Here is a 15,806-nt window from a genome sequence, read left to right as displayed (position 1 = left end):
AGGTAAAGCGCGAGGCGGTTATTCGTCGTCGCCGCCGCGCATCTGGTGGAAGTAGTGATCGCGCGAGAGGTTGCCGAAGCGGGTGGTGTCGCTGTTGAACGACAGGCGCACCGTGCCGATGGGGCCGTGACGCTGCTTGGCGATGATCACTTCTGCCAGGCCCTGCAGCTTGTCCATTTCCTCTTGCCAGGTCAGGTGCTCGGGCGTGCCCTCGCGCGGTTCGGCCCGGCCGACATAGTAGCTTTCGCGGAACACGAACCACACCATGTCGGCGTCCTGCTCGATCGAGCCGGATTCACGAAGGTCGGACAGCTGCGGGCGCTTGTCGTCGCGGCTTTCCACCTGACGCGACAGCTGCGACAGCGCGATGACCGGGCAGGCCAGTTCCTTGGCCAGGGCCTTGAGGCCCATGGTGATCTGCGAGACTTCCTGCACGCGGCTGGCGTTCGAGCCCAGGTCCGAGCCGGTCACCAGCTGCAGGTAGTCGACGACGATCAGGTCCAGGCCCACCTGGCGCTTCAGGCGTCGGGCCCGGGCGGTCAGCTTGGCGATCGAGATACCACCGGTGGCGTCGATGTAGAGCGGCGCTTCCTGCAGCTCCATGGCCGCGTCGCGCACCCGGCCGAACTCCGAGGCGTCGATCTCGCCCTTGCGGAGCTTGTCGCCCGACACGCCGGAGGCGTMGGCCAGCATACGCAGGGCCAGCTGCTCGGCGCTCATTTCCAGCGAGTAGAAGGCCACCACGCCGCCGCTGACGGTCTTGCGGCTGCCGTCGGGCTGGGGCTCCCAGGCGTATTTCTTGGCGACGTTGAAGGCGATGTTGGTCGCCAGCGCGGTCTTGCCCATCGACGGACGGCCGGCCAGCACGATCAAGTCCGACGGGTGCAGGCCGCCGATCTTCTGGTCGAGGTCGATCAGGTCGGACGCCAGGCCCGACATGCCGCCGTCGCGCTGGAAGGCCTCGGCGGTCATTTCCACCGCGCCGCGCAGGGCGTCGCCGAAGCTGACGAAGCCCGAGCTCCTTGCGGATGTGCGTCTCGATCGAGCTGAACAGCCGCTGGTGGAAGGGCTCGTAGAAGTGGCGTCCCTGCAGGCTGTCGGTCAGCCGCTCGTAGGCCGAGTTATCGTACAGCAGCACGCCCAGCAGCGCCTGTTCGGCTTCCAGGTTGTGCGGCGCGACGGTGATAACGGGGGCGTCTTGCGCCGGCGGGCGCAGGTCGAGAGCAGGAACGAGAGACATCGCCATAAGTTAACGCGAACGCCGCGGCGACGCGCGCTCGGAGCGTGGTCAACGGCGCAGATGGATGGGGATGTTCTGTGTATATCTTCGGGGCGACAAAAGGGGACGCAGCGTTTCCGCTACGTCCCCCTTCGCGATCCGTCGGCTCAGCGACCTACCAGGTGACGGCGACCCGGCCGTAGACGAAGCGGCCGTTGAAGCCGTACGGCGAGAAGCTGGACCACGGGTTGCCGCCGCTGGTGTTCAGGTTCGGCGGCACCTGGTCGGGGTATTGGTCGAACAGGTTGTCGGCGCCGACCGAGACGGTCAGGTGATCGCCGAAGCGACGGCGGCCTTCCAGGTCGACGATGCCCGTCGTGCCGGTATGCCAGTCGCCGCTGCCGTCGGCGGCCGTGCCGGGCGAGAGGACGTCGTCATAGAGCGTGGTGCGCAGCGTGGCGCCCCACGGACCCTTGCTCCAGTCGCCCTGCAGCGTGACCTTCCATTCGGGCGTGCCTTCCTCGAAGCGCAGCGTGGCCTGGCGGGCGAACAGCGACACCGGGGTGGGCAGCACGGTGGTGGTGGGCGTGCGCTCGACCTTGAAGTCGTTGACGTTGCCGGCCAGCGTCAGGTCGAAGGTCCCGGCCTGCTCGTCGACGATGCGATAGCGGGCGACGACGTCCACGCCGACGGTCTTGGTGTCGACGCCGTTGGTGAAGAAGCGGCCCGCCGAGGCGCCATAGGGCGACAGCAGGTCGAAGATCACCCGGGCGTTGGTGCCCGCCGCGGCCGTGGCGCTGCCGGTCAGGGTCTCGGTCAGGACGATGCGGTTCTCGACGTCGATGCGGTAGGCGTCGATCGTCAGCTCGAACGGGCCCTTGTGGTAGACCGCGCCGATCGAGAAGTTCTCCGAGGTCTCCGGCTCCAGCGGCTTGCCGCCCAGGGCGCGGCCGATGGTGCTGACCGACGGGAAGGTGCCGGTCTCGAACGGCACCGCCGTCGTCACCCCGCCGACCGTCTGGTTGATGTAGAGGATCGAGGTCGAGGTGAAGTACTGCTGCTGCAGGCTCGGCGCGCGGAAGCCCGTCGAGGCCGCGCCGCGGATGGCGAAGGCGTCGGTGAAGTCGTAGCGGGCCGACAGCTTCCAGCTCGTGTTGTCGCCGAAGTCGGAATAGTCCTCGTAGCGCAGGGCCGCCGAGCCGGTCAGCTTCTCGGTCAGCTTGCCTTCCAGATCCAGGTAGACGCCGACGGCGTCGCGATCGACGTCGACCTCGTTGCTGGGCGTGAAGCCGGTGAAGCCGCGCGAGCCGAAGGCCAGGCTGGGCGAGACCGTGCCGCGGGCGTAGGAGGCGACTTCGCCGGCGTTGATCTGGAAGGTCTCGCGACGGGCTTCCAGGCCGAAGGCCACGTTCAGCGGACCGGCCAGGCCGACCTCGATCTCCTTGCTGACGTCCAGGCCGAAGGCCAGCTGGTCATAGGTCAGGCCGCCGGCCTTGAAGCTGGTCGGCGAGGTGGGGCCGTACGACGGGTTGAGGGTGTTCTTCACCCCGAAGTCGATGTCGTTCTTGCCGTAGACGAGGTTGGCGTCGATGCGGAAGCCGTTCCAGTCGCCGCGCAGGCCGCCGGCGGCGGTGACGTCCTCGTTGTTCGTGGTAATCAGCGGCAGGTAGCCGTTGGGATAGACGCTGAGGATGTTCTGGCTGGCGTCGGTGGGCAGGCGGTAGGTCGCCGAGGCCTCGGCGTCGCGCTGCTGATAGCCGTACCAGCCGTAGGCTTCCCAGTTCTCGCCGATCGGCTTGCCGGCGTTGGCGTAGAAGCTGACGTCCTCGACCTCGGGGTCGCCGAAGCGCGAGGTCACGCGTTGGGGCGTCACGCGGGTGTCGATGTCCGAGCGGTTGGTGAAGTCGCGGTCGCGATACTCGGCCGACAGCGTCAGGAAGCCGTCCGAACCCAGCTTCAGGCCCTGCCAGCCGGCGACCGTGATGGTCGCGCCGTCCTTGATCTTGTGCTTCTGGCCGGTCTGCAGGCCGGTGAACTCGGTGAAGTACTTGCCGGCGGTGGCGGTGACGCCGCCGCCGTGGTCGGCCTCGCGCAGGCGCAGGTTGACGACGCCGGCGATGGCGTCCGAGCCGTACTGGGCGGCCGCGCCGTCGCGCAGCACCTCGATGCGGTCGACGGCCGAGGAGGGGATGGCGTTCAGGTCGACGGCGGCCGAGCCGCGGCCCACCGAGCCGTTGACGTTGATCAGGGCGCTGGCGTGGCGGCGCGCGCCGTTGACCAGCACCAGGGTCTGGTCGGGACCCTGGCCGCGCAGCACGGCCGGGCGCACCGAGTCGGTGCCGTCGGTGTTGGACGGGCGCGGGAAGGTGATCGACGGAACGGTCGAGGCCAGGGCCGTTGCCAGCTCGGTGCTGCCGCGCTGCTGCAGGGTCTTGGACGAGACGACGTCGACGGGCGCCAGGGTGTCGAGGCGCGAGCGGCCGACGACGCGGGTGCCGGTGACGACCACCTCCTCGACGGCGACCTGGTCGTCGGCGGGGGCGGTCTGGGCGTGGGCGATGGAGGCGGTCAGCGCCGAGGCCGAGGCGGCCGCCAGCAGGAACAGTTGAGTACGCATGGTGTAATCCCCTCGAAACGCTGTCGGTCGGGGGCGCTTTCGCGTCTCGTTCTGGCCGACAGGCGGTTAGACAGGCTCAACCTGCGCGAACGCCGCTTTCTGTACAATCTGAGCAATTCTAGGTTTCGGCGCAGAAAAAAACGGCGCGGATTGCTCCGCGCCGTTCTCATTCGTCTGCGAAGGTCCTGAAAAATCAGGCTTCGTAGTCGCCTTCTTGCGCACCGGCGCCGCCTTCCAGGAGGTCCTGGGCGGCTTCGGCGTCGGCCAGACGCTCTTCCTCGAACTGCGAGGCGATGACGTTTTCGCCGCGCGCTTGGCGCTCGGCTTCGTCGGCGCTGCGCGCGATGTTGAGGGTGACCGTGACGGTCACTTCAGCGTGCAGCTTCACCTTCACTTCGTGGACGCCGAGCGTCTTGATCGGCTTGTCCAGCACGATCATCGAGCGATCGACCTTGCCGCCTTCGGCCTTGATGGCGTCGGCGACGTCGCGGCCCGCGACCGAACCGTACAGCTGGCCGCTTTCGCCAGCCTGACGGATCAGGATGTACTGCGTGCCGTCCAGCGACTCACCGGACTTGCCGGCGGCTTCGCGGTTGCGCAGGTTGCGGGCTTCGATCTCGGCGCGTTGCGCCTCGAAGGCCTTCAGGTTGTTCGAGTTGGCGCGGAGAGCCTTGTTGCGCGGCAGCAGGAAGTTACGGGCGAAGCCGTCCTTCACCGTCACCACGTCGCCCAGGACGCCCTTGCCTTCGACTCGTTCGAGCAGGATCACTTTCATCGTGGCGTCTCCCTTACTTCACGACGTAGGGGAGCAGAGCCAGGAAGCGGGCGCGCTTGATGGCCTTGGCCAGTTCGCGTTGCTTCTTGGCCGACACCGCGGTGATGCGCGACGGAACGATCTTGCCGCGCTCGGAAACGTAACGCTGCAGCAGCTTCACGTCCTTGTAGTCGATCTTCGGAGCGTTGGCGCCCGAGAACGGGCAAACCTTGCGGCGACGGAAGAACGGACGGCGGGCGCCGCCAGCGGCGGCGGCGGCCGGAGCCGCGGCTTCGGGAGCAGTCGTATCGGTCATAATCTATTTCTCCCTTACGCTTGCGGGGCGAAGTCTTCGCGCGGACGCTCGGAACGCTCAGGGCGGTCCGAACGCTCGGGGCGATCGCTGCGCTCACGGTCGCGACGGGCCAGAACCGGCGACAGTTCCAGGTCCAGCTCTTCCACGCGGATGGTCATGAAACGCAGCACGTCTTCGTTGATCGACAGCTGGCGTTCCATTTCCTTCACCGCCGGCGCCGGGGCGTCGATGGCGAGCAGGGAATAGTGGCCCTTGCGGTTCTTCTTGATGCGGTAGGTGAGGTTACGCAGACCCCAGTATTCGATCTTGGCGATGTGACCACCACCTTCTTCGATCAGGGTCTTGATTTGCTCGTTGAGAGCTTCGGCCTGTTGCGGCGAGATGTCCTGCCGCGCGATGACCACGTGTTCGTAGAACGCCATGTTTTCCTTCTTCCGTTATGGAAAGCGGCGCGGGCGGCGGCGGAAGTCCGACGACCACGATGGATCCTGTGCGACGAGCGGGAAAATCCCGGCCCCGTGAGGGGTTCGCTCAAGACCGCCTTCCGTGAGAACGCGCGCTACTACAGGAAACCCGGCGCAGAAGCAAGGCTGGCCTTGGCGCAGCGGCGGGCAGGGCGGCGCCCGCCGCGTGGGCGAAACCGGAAAAAGGCGCGTCCGCGGTCGCTTTCGGGGCCGAAGGCAGCTTGCCGTTAATACCTAGGGTGGTTAGGGAAGGGGCATGCGGGGTGCAACCGTGAAAAGCCTGATCCTGGGCGGCGCGTTCGCGCTGTCGATGACGGCTGCCCCGGTGCTGGCCCAGGCGATCAAGAAGCCCGACCTGTCGGTGTCGTCCAACGACGGCCGCTTCACGGGCTATTCTGCCGCCCTGCCGCTCGACCTGTCCTCCGACGCCGAAAGCACCACCTTCGTGGCCAAGGTCGCCGGCAGCCTCGAGCAGCCCACCTACGACTTCAATCTGAACATGACCGCCAAGGCCGAAGAGGGGCCCAGCCCCCGGGCCCTGGCGCTGGGCGCCTCGCTGAACAAGCGCGAGGCGGGCGTGCGCTCGTCGCTGTCGCGGCTGTTCGGGTTCGGCGACCTGCCCAAGTCCAACTATGTCAGCGTGTCGGTCGACATGAACGCCACGCGCTCGATGATCCTGCCGGCGTCGGTTCCGATCGCCCGCGCCAACGTGCGCTCGGCCCTGACCCTCGACGGCCGCCAGATCGCCTCGATCGGCCTGGGCGGCGGCACGATGGGCGACGAGGGCGTCGACTTCAGCCTGATCCGCCCGTTCGACATCCCGGCCGAGTTCTCGGTCAGCGTCCGCGCCGAGGACGAACGCGTCCAGGACGGCCGCTTCATGGTCAAGCTGGTCAAGACCAACTGGTGACCGCCGGCGCAGTCGCGCCGCTTTCCCGACAATTCGCCTCGCCTTCCCGAAAGCCTGTCCGACCTGCGGGCGCCGGCGAGGGCGGGTTTGCGCCTGCGCGCTAGGCTTTCCCTCCTGATCGCTCCACCAGAGGGGGAGCGGATACATGCAAAAGTCGGTTCTATGGGGCGTGTCGGCCCTGGCCATGCTGGCCGGCGGGGCGCCGGCCCTGGCGCAGGAGACGCCGGTCGCGGTCGAGGACCTGGTCGTCACCGCCCAGCGGCGCGAGCAGAAGCTGCAGGACGCGCCGGTCGCGGTCAGCGCCTTCGGCGCCAAGGCGCTGGACCAGTTGCAGATCACCAAAGCCGAGACCCTGGGGGCCGCCGTGCCCAGCCTCTACGTCTCGCAGATCAGCGCCTCGCCCTCGACGGTGCAGGTGGCCCTGCGCGGCGCGCTCGACCAGACCGGCGGGATGATCACCTCGGAGCCGCCGGTCGGCATCTATGTCGACGACGTCTATCAGGCCCGGCTGTCGGTCGCGAACCTCGACCTGGCCGACGTCGTGCGGGTGGAGGTGCTGCGCGGGCCCCAGGGCACGCTCTACGGCCGCAACTCGATGACCGGCGCGCTCAAGTACTTCACCCGCCAGCCCGACGGGACGCCCGGCGGATTCTCCGAGGCCACGTGGGGCGACTATGGCCTGCAGCGCTATCGCGCCGGCGCCGGCGGCAAGGTCGCCGACCATGTCGGGGCCACGGTCTCGGCCCTGTTCTCCGACCGTGACGGCTGGCAGCAGAACACCGCCCTCAAGCGCCGCGTGGGCGAGCGCCGCGACGCCGGCGCCCGCTTCTCGCTCGGCCTGATCGACACCGGCCCGCTCAGCGCGACCTTCTCGGCCGCCTACGCCCGCACCGACACCGACGGCCAGCACTTCTCGCCGCTCGACCCCGTGACGCTGGCGCCGCTGGCGGGCGGCGAGTTCGGCTCGACCCGCTCGCCGCTGAACACCGACACCAAGACCGAGCAGAAGAGCCTGGCCCTGCACCTGGGCTACGACCTTTCCGGGATCCAGCTGAAGTCGATCACCGCCTATCAGCGCCTCGACGACCGCTGGACGCTGGACTTCTCGGGCGGGCTGGTGGCCGGTTCGGGCCTTGTCGCCGGCTTCCTGCGCGGCAGCGACACCGGCCAGGAACAGGCCAGCCAGGAGTTCCAGGCGCTGGGCGAGGCCTTCGAGGGGCGCCTGCAATGGATCGGCGGCCTGTTCTGGTTCAAGGAGACCGGAAGCCAGGTGCTGTCCGACACCATCGGCTCGGGAATCTACGGCCCGTTCCCCGTGCCGCTGCTGCCGACGACGATCCACGCGACCTCGGAGAGCATCGCCGCCTACGGCCAGCTGGAATGGCGCTTCACCGAGCGGCTCAAGGGCTCGGCCGGCCTGCGCTGGACGAGGGACGAAAAGACCATCGCCGGCGCGATCCAGGACGGTCTTGCGGCCTATCCGGCCAGCCTGACCAGCCGCTCGAACGCCGGCGAATGGAAGGTGTGGACCCCGAAGGTCAATCTTCAGTACCAGGCCAGCGACGACGTCATGGTCTACGGCACGATCGCGCGCGGTTATCGCGCCGGCGGCTTCGTGGCGCTGTCGATCGCCGATCCGTCGATCTTCACCAAGGCCTATGACCCCGAGTTCGCCTGGTCCTACGAGGCCGGCGCCAAGATCGAGGCCTTCGACCGCCGCGCCCGGCTGAACCTGGCGGCCTATGTCCAGCAGCTGAAAGACCTGCAGCAGAACGTCATCAGCAACGGCTCGATCCTGACGCAGAACGCCGCCGAGGCCCGCATCGCGGGGCTCGAGGTCGAGGCCGCCGCCACGCCGGTGAAGGGGCTGGATCTCTTCGCCTCGCTGGCCCTGACCGACGCCGAGTACGAGAAGCTGGATCCTTCCACCGCCGCGGCCCAGGCGGGCGCGAAGACCCTGCCGCTGGTCTCCAAGGTGCAGGCCCAGGTCGGCGGCTCCTGGCGCATCGAGCCGGAGATGCTGAAGGGCGGAGCGATCATCGTCTCGGCCGACTACAGCCACCGGAGCCCGCGCTACGCCGAGGCGACGAACGCGCAGGCCGGCCGCATCGGTTCGGTCGATCGGGTCAATGCGAGCCTTGCCTGGGAATCGCCCTCGGCGGCCTGGCGGGTGTTCGTGCAGGGCCGCAACGTCTTCGACGCGAAGGACTACGTCTCCGGCGCCGTCTTCATCCCCGGCCTGATCGTCTACCGCCTGGCCGACGAACCGGCCATGTGGAGCGCGGGGGTGAAGGTGAAGTTCTAGGAGGGAGGCTCCGGATTCCCAATAAGGCCTATCATCCCGGCCGGAGGACCGCGTCAGCGGTCTGCAGAGCCGGGATCTCCCACGCCAGACGGATCAACCGTGGGAGATCCCGGCGCTCCGCTGCGCTGCGGCCGGGATGACAAGGGCAGGAGCCTACTTCTTCTTATAGGCCTTCACCGCGTCCATGGTCTTGGTCACGTGGCCTGCGAAGTTGCCGTCGGTGTAGGCCATCAGGACCTTGCCGTTCGGGGCGATGACGTACGAGGTGCGGTTCGACCATTCGGGGCGCTTGTCCAGCACCACGTCGTAGGTCTTGATCAGCTCGGGCGTGGCGGCCGCCACCGCGAACTTGTCGCGGCAGTGCTCCTTGGAGAAGTCCTTGATGCGGTCGACATTGCCGGCCGTGACGCCGATCACGGTCGCGCCCAGCTTCTGGAACTCGGGCGTGGCCTCGGCGAACTCGTGGGCCTCGGCCGTGCAGCCGGCGGTGTAGGCGGCGGGAAAGAAGTACAGCACCACGGGGCCCTTCTTGAGAGCCTTGCTGAGCTTGAACTCGAAGTCCTTGCCGGCCAGGGCGCCGGGGGCGGTGAAGTCGGGAGCCTTGTCGCCCGGCTTCAGGGCCGCGAGGGCTGGCGAGGCGGCGGCGAAGCCCAGGGCGAGCAGGCTGGCGGCGAGGGCGAGGCGGTTCATCTTGGCGACTCCGGGGCCTTGGATGCGGCGTGGCCAGCAATGTGGACGTGCCCCAACGGAAAGCAAGTATCGGCAAAACAGCGGTCCGGCTTGCCCAGTCCCCGGCTTTCCCCTAACCCTCCGCGCCCAAGACATTGAATCTTAGAGGAGCGGGCCGTCATGAGCATCGCCTTCATCTTCCCGGGGCAAGGCAGCCAATCGGTCGGCATGGGCGTCGAGCTGGCGGAGGCCTTCGCGTCCGCCCGCGAGGTGTTCCAGGAGGTCGACGACGCCCTGGGCCAGAAGCTGTCCCTGCTGATGCGCGAGGGTCCCGAGGGCGACCTGACCCTGACCGAAAACGCCCAGCCGGCCCTGATGGCCGTCAGCCTGGCCGTCACCCGCACGCTTGAAAAAGAGTTCGGGGTGGGCGTCGACCGCGCCGCGTTCGTGGCCGGTCACAGCCTCGGCGAATACTCGGCCCTGGCCGCCGCTGGCGCCATCAGCCTGGCCGACACCGCGCGTCTCCTGAAGCTGCGCGGCCAGGCCATGCAGCGCGCCGTGCCGGTGGGCGAGGGCGCCATGGCCTCGCTGATCGGTCCCAAGACCGACATCGCCCTGGCCGAAGCCGCCGCCGCCGCCGGCTCGGAAGTCGGCGTCTGCGTCGTGGCCAACGACAACAACAACGGCAACGTCGTGATCTCTGGCGCCAAGGCCGCGGTCGACAAGGCCATCGAGAAGGCCAAGGAACTGGGCGCCCGCGCCATTCCGCTGAACGTCTCGGCGCCCTTCCACTGCCCGCTGATGCAGCCGGCCGCCGACGAGATGGCCGCCGCCCTGGCCAGCGCCACAATCCTGGCCCCGCGCGCGCCGCTGGTCGCCAACGTCACCGCCGCCCCGGTCCACGACCCGGACGTCATCCGCAAGCTGCTGGTCGAGCAGGTCACCGGCCGCGTGCGCTGGCGCGAGAGCATGACCTGGCTGGCCGGCGAGGGCGGGGTCACCCGCTTCGCCGAGGCCGGCGCCGGCAAGGTGCTGTCGGGCATGGCCAAGCGCATCGCCCCGGACGCCGAGGCGACCCCGCTGAACAGCCCGGCCGACCTGGAAGCCTTCGCCAGGTCGCTCTGATCCCTTCGTGCTCTTCGCCCCGGGCTTGCCCGAGGGCGAGGATCTCGCTTCATCCTTCCTCCGAACGGAGAACCTTCAATGTTTGATCTGACGGGCAAGACCGCCCTGGTCACCGGCGCCACCGGCGGCATCGGCGGCGCCATCGCCCGCGCCCTGCACGGGCAGGGCGCCCATGTCGTGCTCTCTGGCACTCGCGAATCGGCGCTGACCGAGCTGAAGAACGAGCTGGGCGAGCGCGCCTCGTTCGTCGTGGCGAATCTGTCGGACGCCGAAGCCGTCGACGGCCTGGTCGCCAAGGCCGAGGAAGCCGCCGGCGCCCCGCTCGACATCGTCATCGCCAACGCCGGCATCACCCGTGACGGCCTGATCGTGCGCATGAAGGACGAGGACTGGGACACCGTCATCAAGGTGAACCTGGAAGGCTACTTCCGCCTGGCCCGCGCCGCCGCCAAGGGCATGATGAAGCGCCGCGCCGGCCGCATCATCGGCATCACCTCGATCGTGGGCGTCACCGGCAACCCCGGCCAGACCAACTACGCGGCCTCGAAGGCCGGAATGATCGGGTTTTCCAAGGCCTTGGCCCAGGAACTGGCCAGCCGCGGCGTGACCGTCAACTGCGTCGCTCCCGGCTTCATCGCCAGCCCGATGACCGACGCCCTGAACGACGCCCAGAAGGCCGGCATCCTGTCGACCATTCCGGCCGGAAAGCTGGGCGAGGGGAGCGATATCGCCGCGGCCTGCGTTTACCTGGCCAGCGATCAGGGCGGTTACGTCACCGGTCAGACCTTGCACGTCAACGGCGGCATGGCCATGATCTAGGCGAACGCCGCCTTGGTCCACAATGGCCATGCTTCTTGGCGGCTGACCCGCTGGTCACCCGAAAAGGAACGTGATAGGCGGTGACCCGACATCTCACGGACGGTGAAACAGATTTCATACCGTCCGGGGGTAAACAGATTTCAAAACGAGGGACTAACAGAATGTCCGACATTCTCGAGCGCGTGCGTAAGATCGTCATCGAACACCTGGATGCCGATCCCGAGAAGGTCACCGAGAAGGCCAGCTTCATCGACGACCTGGGCGCCGACAGCCTCGACAACGTCGAGCTCGTGATGGCGTTCGAAGAAGAATTCGACATCGAAATTCCGGACGACGCCGCCGAGCACATCCAGACGGTTGGCGACGCCGTGAAGTTCATCACGGAAAAGACCGGCGCCTAAGGGCGTCGGGTTCGTACCCTTACGGGCGAACAAGACTATCAGCCGCCGCGCAGCACGGGCTCTTGCCATCGTGCGCGCGGCGGTTTTCGTATGTGGCCAAGATTCGCGCCGCAACCTGGCTTAGGGCTTTCGCCTTTCGTCTGGGCCGGCGCGTCGGAAGGTTTGGGAGCAATCCATGCGTAGAGTCGTCGTCACCGGGCTGGGCCTGCTGACTCCTCTGGGCCAGGGCGTCGAAGTGTCCTGGAAGAACATCGTGGCCGGCAAGTCCGGCGCGGGCCGCATCACCGCTTTCGACCCGACCGACTATGCCTGTCAGGTCGCGTGCGAAGTGCCGCGCGTCGATGGTCGCGGCGGCGGCGGTCCGGACGTCGAGGGCTCGTTCGACCCCGACCAGACCATGAGCCCGCGCGACCAGAAGCGCGTCGACGACTTCATCCTGTACGGCATCGCCGCCGCGGACGAAGCCGTGAAGGATTCGGGCTGGGTTCCGGAGACCGACGAGCAGAAGTGGCGCACGGGCGTCATCCTGGGCTCGGGCATCGGCGGCCTGTCGACCATCGCCGACACCGCGCTGGAACTGGAAGCCAAGGGCCCGCGCCGCGTCAGCCCGTTCTTCATCTCCTCGGCGCTGATCAACCTGATCTCGGGCCAGGTCTCGATCAAGTACGGCTTCAAGGGCCCCAATCACGCCGTGGTCACGGCCTGCGCCACCGGCGCCCACGCCATCGGCGACGCCGCGCGCCTGATCAAGTACGGCGACGCCGACGTGATGATCGCCGGCGGCGCTGAAGCGGCCGTCTGCAAGCTGGGCATCGCCGGCTTCATCGCCTGCCGCGCGGTGGCTACCGACTTCAACGACACGCCCGAGAAGGCCTCGCGTCCCTACGACAAGGATCGCGGCGGCTTCGTCATGGGCGAGGGCGCCGGCGTCCTGGTGCTCGAGGAATACGAGCACGCCAAGGCCCGCGGCGCGAAGATCTACGCCGAAGTGGTCGGCTATGGCCTGTCGGGCGACGCCTATCACATCACCGCTCCGTCGGAGAACGGCGAAGGCGGCGGGCGCGCCCTGGCGGCGGCCGTCAAGGACGCGGGCCTCCAGCCCTCGGACATCGACTACATCAACGCCCACGGCACCTCGACCATGGCCGACGGCCTGGAAGCCGGCGCCGTGGCCGCGTTCCTGGGCGATCACGCCAAGAACGTGGTGATGTCGTCGACCAAGTCGATGACCGGCCACCTGCTGGGCGCGGCCGGCGCCATCGAGTCGATCTTCTCGATCCTGGCCATCCGCGACCAGATCGCCCCGCCGACCATCAACCTCGACAATCCCGACGTCGACGTGCCGATGAACCTGGCGCCCAACAAGGCCGTGCCGATGAAGATCGACGTGGCCGTGTCCAACAGCTTCGGCTTCGGCGGCACCAACGCCTCCGTCGTGTTCCGTAAAATCTCGTGAGCCAAGTCTCGTGAGCAAGCCGCCGCGTCCGCAAAAGAAGGCCTCGGCGCCCAAGCGGGCGTCGAAGGCCCGCAAGCGGGAGACCGCCACCCTGGGACGTCGCCTGGCCGCCATGGCCGGCGGCGGCCTCGTGGTCGCTGCGGTCGCGGCCCTCGTCGTCGGCGGCGGGGCTGTCTGGCTCTACGGCGGGCCGGGCCCCAAGGCCAAGAACGGCGAGTACACTTCGGTGGTGCTGCGCCGCGGCGCCAGCGTCTCGGAGATCGCCGGAGCCCTGGAAGCCGGCGGGGCCATCCGCTCCTCGTCGCTGTTCCTGACCGCCGCCCAGGTCACCGGCGCGGCGCGTCGGCTGAAGGCCGGCGAATACGAATTCCCCAACCGCGCCTCGCTCGCCAACGTCCTGGCCATGGTGCGCGACGGCAAGGTCGTGCGCCACCAGGTCACCGTGCCCGAGGGCGTGACCTCCGAGATGGTCGTCGAGATCCTGCAGCGCTCGCCGGTGCTGGTCGGCGACGTGCCGACCCCGCCGGAAGGCGCCGTCCTGCCCGAGACCTACCAGGTCGAGCGCGGCGAGGAGCGGGCCGCCGTCCTGCAGCGGATGATGGACGACCGCGACAAGGTGCTGAACGCCCTGTGGGAGCAGCGCCAAGCCGACCTGCCGTTCCAGACCAAGGACGAGGCCGTCACCCTGGCCTCGATCGTCGAGAAGGAGACGGCCCTGGCCAGCGAGCGTCCGCGCGTCGCGGCGCTGTTCACCAACCGCCTGCGCCTGGGGATGCGTCTCGATACCGACCCGACGGTGATCTACGGCATCACCCGCGGCCGGCCGCTGGGCCGGGGCCTGCGCCGCTCGGAACTCGATACCTTTACGCCCTACAACACCTACAAGATCACCGGCCTGCCGCCGACGCCGATCGCCAATCCGGGCCGCGAGGCCCTGGCGGCGGTGATGAACCCGCCCAAGACCGACGAGCTCTATTTCGTCGCCGACGGCACCGGCGGCCACGTCTTCGCCAGGACCTACGAAGAGCACGAGCGCAACGTCGCCCAATGGCGTCGCATCGAGCGCGAGGCCAAGGCTTCCGGAGCAGGGAACTGACCATGGCGCTGTCGGGCATGACCGGGTTCGCGCGTGTCGAGGGGGCTCTGGGCGACTGGAGCTGGGCCGTCGAGGCGCGCAGCGTCAACGGCCGCAACCTCGAGACCCGCTTCCGGGGCCCGCCGGGCCTGGAAAGCCTCGACCGCGCCGCCCGCGACGGCGCCCAGGCCCGCTTCCAGCGCGGCCAGCTGACGCTCGGCGTCCAGGCCCGCAAGGCCGAGGCCGCCGCCGCCCCGCAGGTCAATGTCGAGGTGCTGGAGCGCTACCTCAAGGCCGGCAGCCCTTACGTGGCCACCGGCATGGTTGGCAAGCCCAGCCTCGACGGCCTCCTGGCCCTGCGCGGCGTCATCGAGGTCCGCGAGGACGACGAGGACCCCGAGGCCCGCGCCGCCCTAGAAGCCGCCATCGCGGCCAGCATCCACCAGGCCCTCGACGGCCTGAAGGCCGCGCGGCTGGAGGAGGGCGCTTCGCTCTCGCCGGTGCTGTCGGGCCTGGTCGACCGCATCGAGACGCTCACGGGCCTGGCCGCCGCCGAGGCCGAGGGCCAGCCGGCCATCCTCAAGCAGCGCTTCGAGCGCCGCATGGCCGAGCTGCTGGGCGAAAGCGCCTCGCAGGACCGCATCCTGCAGGAAGCCGCCGCCCTGGCGGTCAAGGCCGACGTCCGAGAGGAGCTCGACCGCCTGGCCGGCCACGTCGCCGCCGCGCGCACCTTGCTGGCCAGCGACGGCGCTTCGGGCCGGCGGCTGGACTTCCTCTCGCAGGAGTTCATGCGCGAGGCCAACACCCTTTGCAGCAAGTCGGCGCTGACCGCGCTGACGGCCCACGGCCTAGAGCTGAAGGCCACGATCGAACAGTTTCGCGAACAGGTTCAGAATGTCGAATAACCCGGCCGAAAAGCACGGGCGCAAGCACCGCGGCCTCCTCCTGATGGTGGTGGCCCCCTCGGGCGTGGGCAAGACCTCGCTGACCCGCCGCCTGGTGGCCGACCACGGCGACCTGCACCTGTCGATCAGCGCCACCACCCGCGAGCCGCGCCCGGGCGAGCACGACGGCCGCGACTACCACTTCGTCTCCAAGGACAAGTTCAAGGAGATGATCGAGGAGAACGCCTTCTTCGAATGGGCCGAGGTCTACGGCAACTTCTACGGCAGCCCCAAGGCGCCGATCATGGAGGCGCTGGAGGGCGGCGAGAGCGTGCTGTTCGACATCGACTTCCAGGGCGCCATGAAGGTGCACGAGCAGGCCGGTCCCGACAGCGTGCTGGTCTACATCCTGCCGCCGTCCCTGGCCGAGATGAGCCGCCGCCTGCACGCCCGCAGCCAGGACAGCGAGGAAGTCATCGCCCGGCGCCTGTCGCGCGCCAAGGACGAGGTCGCCGCCTGGGAGAAGTTCGACTACGTCGTGCTCAACGACGACTTCGACAAGGCCTACGCCGACCTCGCCCACATCTACCACGCCGAACGCCAGAAGCGCTCGCGCAACCCCTGGATCGGCGATCTGGTCGGCGACCTGCTGGCGGAAGACATCTGAGCCCCGCCCTGCATTGTCATCCCGGCCGGAGGCGCGCAGCGCCGTAGAGCCGGGACCTCCCACCGTTCAACGAGTTCAGCGCTGGGAGATCCCGGCGCTCCGCTTCGCTGCGACCGGGATGACAA

14 protein-coding genes and 1 pseudogene are annotated in these 15,806 nt (G+C 68.5%); 9 read left to right on the top strand and 6 right to left on the bottom strand.

The genetic code is table 11. From position 1 onward, the window contains the following. Positions 1-18 precede the first annotated feature (18 nt). From AC1DCG_RS05955 to rpsF, 5 genes and pseudogenes are all read right to left on the bottom strand, one after another. Positions 19-1,246, bottom strand: a pseudogene (locus AC1DCG_RS05955) (replicative DNA helicase). Positions 1,247-1,394: 148 nt separating this feature from the next. After that, positions 1,395-3,836 carry a TonB-dependent receptor plug domain-containing protein gene (locus AC1DCG_RS05950; protein ID WP_477041411.1) on the bottom strand — a complete coding sequence of 814 codons (2,442 nt, stop codon included), beginning with the start codon at positions 3,834-3,836 and terminating at the stop codon, positions 1,395-1,397. Positions 3,837-4,029: 193 nt separating this feature from the next. After that, positions 4,030-4,611: a 50S ribosomal protein L9 gene (gene rplI, locus AC1DCG_RS05945; protein WP_477031300.1), complete on the bottom strand. Its 582-nt coding sequence runs from the start codon at positions 4,609-4,611 to the stop codon at positions 4,030-4,032. Positions 4,612-4,624: 13 nt separating this feature from the next. Beyond that, complete coding sequence (gene rpsR, locus AC1DCG_RS05940; protein WP_109101895.1) at positions 4,625-4,906, bottom strand: 30S ribosomal protein S18; 282 nt, start codon at positions 4,904-4,906, stop codon at positions 4,625-4,627. Between the two features lie 14 nt (positions 4,907-4,920). Beyond that, the gene (gene rpsF, locus AC1DCG_RS05935; RefSeq protein ID WP_165255280.1) at positions 4,921-5,328 is read right to left on the bottom strand and encodes a 30S ribosomal protein S6; all 408 of its coding nucleotides are present in this window, start codon (positions 5,326-5,328) and stop codon (positions 4,921-4,923) included. Between the two features lie 313 nt (positions 5,329-5,641). Here rpsF and AC1DCG_RS05930 point away from each other — a divergent pair, with 313 nt between their 5' ends. Continuing rightward, the gene (locus tag AC1DCG_RS05930) at positions 5,642-6,280 is read left to right on the top strand and encodes a hypothetical protein (protein WP_346764851.1); all 639 of its coding nucleotides are present in this window, start codon (positions 5,642-5,644) and stop codon (positions 6,278-6,280) included. Between the two features lie 145 nt (positions 6,281-6,425). Then, positions 6,426-8,585, top strand: coding sequence for a TonB-dependent receptor (locus AC1DCG_RS05925; protein WP_477036963.1), 2,160 nt, complete (start codon positions 6,426-6,428; stop codon positions 8,583-8,585). 153 nt (positions 8,586-8,738) lie between these two features. Here AC1DCG_RS05925 and AC1DCG_RS05920 read toward each other — a convergent pair whose 3' ends face one another. Further along, a complete protein-coding gene (locus AC1DCG_RS05920) occupies positions 8,739-9,275 on the bottom strand; it encodes a peroxiredoxin (protein WP_477031303.1) in 537 nt (178 codons plus the stop codon). A gap of 159 nt (positions 9,276-9,434) precedes the next feature. On the opposite strand from AC1DCG_RS05920, the gene fabD reads away from it, so the two are divergent. The 7 genes from fabD (at position 9,435) to gmk (ending at position 15,681) form a co-directional block, all read left to right on the top strand. Next, on the top strand, positions 9,435-10,379 hold the full coding sequence (gene fabD, locus AC1DCG_RS05915) for an ACP S-malonyltransferase (protein ID WP_477031304.1): 945 nt from the start codon (positions 9,435-9,437) through the stop codon (positions 10,377-10,379). Positions 10,380-10,457: 78 nt separating this feature from the next. Next, positions 10,458-11,198 (top strand): 3-oxoacyl-[acyl-carrier-protein] reductase, encoded by a 741-nt coding sequence (fabG, locus tag AC1DCG_RS05910; protein WP_477031305.1) that lies wholly within the window; start codon positions 10,458-10,460, stop codon positions 11,196-11,198. Positions 11,199-11,359: 161 nt separating this feature from the next. Beyond that, the gene (locus tag AC1DCG_RS05905) at positions 11,360-11,599 is read left to right on the top strand and encodes an acyl carrier protein (protein WP_007672577.1); all 240 of its coding nucleotides are present in this window, start codon (positions 11,360-11,362) and stop codon (positions 11,597-11,599) included. A 175-nt stretch (positions 11,600-11,774) separates the two neighbouring features. Beyond that, positions 11,775-13,055, top strand: coding sequence for a beta-ketoacyl-ACP synthase II (fabF, locus tag AC1DCG_RS05900; RefSeq protein ID WP_165255290.1), 1,281 nt, complete (start codon positions 11,775-11,777; stop codon positions 13,053-13,055). A gap of 10 nt (positions 13,056-13,065) precedes the next feature. Further along, positions 13,066-14,151, top strand: coding sequence for an endolytic transglycosylase MltG (gene mltG, locus AC1DCG_RS05895; RefSeq protein ID WP_477031307.1), 1,086 nt, complete (start codon positions 13,066-13,068; stop codon positions 14,149-14,151). Positions 14,152-14,153: 2 nt separating this feature from the next. Then, positions 14,154-15,035: a YicC/YloC family endoribonuclease gene (locus AC1DCG_RS05890; protein WP_477031308.1), complete on the top strand. Its 882-nt coding sequence runs from the start codon at positions 14,154-14,156 to the stop codon at positions 15,033-15,035. Next, complete coding sequence (gene gmk / locus AC1DCG_RS05885) at positions 15,025-15,681, top strand: guanylate kinase (RefSeq protein ID WP_477031309.1); 657 nt, start codon at positions 15,025-15,027, stop codon at positions 15,679-15,681. The genes AC1DCG_RS05890 and gmk overlap by 11 nt, the downstream gene beginning before the upstream one ends. Positions 15,682-15,806 lie beyond the last annotated feature (125 nt).

This window comes from Caulobacter sp. 10L414 (assembly GCF_056395525.1).
This window is presented reverse-complemented; position numbering and strand designations above follow the sequence as displayed.

What these genes read in the sequence shown, in the direction of transcription:
- AC1DCG_RS05950 (WP_477041411.1), bottom strand. Translation starts at nt 3,836, where the DNA reads ATGCGTACTCAACTGTTCCTGCTGGCGGCCGCCTCGGCCTCGGCGCTG.
- rplI (WP_477031300.1), bottom strand. Translation starts at nt 4,611, where the DNA reads ATGAAAGTGATCCTGCTCGAACGAGTCGAAGGCAAGGGCGTCCTGGGC.
- rpsR (WP_109101895.1), bottom strand. Translation starts at nt 4,906, where the DNA reads ATGACCGATACGACTGCTCCCGAAGCCGCGGCTCCGGCCGCCGCCGCC.
- rpsF (WP_165255280.1), bottom strand. Translation starts at nt 5,328, where the DNA reads ATGGCGTTCTACGAACACGTGGTCATCGCGCGGCAGGACATCTCGCCG.
- AC1DCG_RS05925 (WP_477036963.1), top strand. Translation starts at nt 6,426, where the DNA reads ATGCAAAAGTCGGTTCTATGGGGCGTGTCGGCCCTGGCCATGCTGGCC.
- AC1DCG_RS05920 (WP_477031303.1), bottom strand. Translation starts at nt 9,275, where the DNA reads ATGAACCGCCTCGCCCTCGCCGCCAGCCTGCTCGCCCTGGGCTTCGCC.
- fabD (WP_477031304.1), top strand. Translation starts at nt 9,435, where the DNA reads ATGAGCATCGCCTTCATCTTCCCGGGGCAAGGCAGCCAATCGGTCGGC.
- fabG (WP_477031305.1), top strand. Translation starts at nt 10,458, where the DNA reads ATGTTTGATCTGACGGGCAAGACCGCCCTGGTCACCGGCGCCACCGGC.
- AC1DCG_RS05905 (WP_007672577.1), top strand. Translation starts at nt 11,360, where the DNA reads ATGTCCGACATTCTCGAGCGCGTGCGTAAGATCGTCATCGAACACCTG.
- fabF (WP_165255290.1), top strand. Translation starts at nt 11,775, where the DNA reads ATGCGTAGAGTCGTCGTCACCGGGCTGGGCCTGCTGACTCCTCTGGGC.
- AC1DCG_RS05890 (WP_477031308.1), top strand. Translation starts at nt 14,154, where the DNA reads ATGGCGCTGTCGGGCATGACCGGGTTCGCGCGTGTCGAGGGGGCTCTG.
- gmk (WP_477031309.1), top strand. Translation starts at nt 15,025, where the DNA reads ATGTCGAATAACCCGGCCGAAAAGCACGGGCGCAAGCACCGCGGCCTC.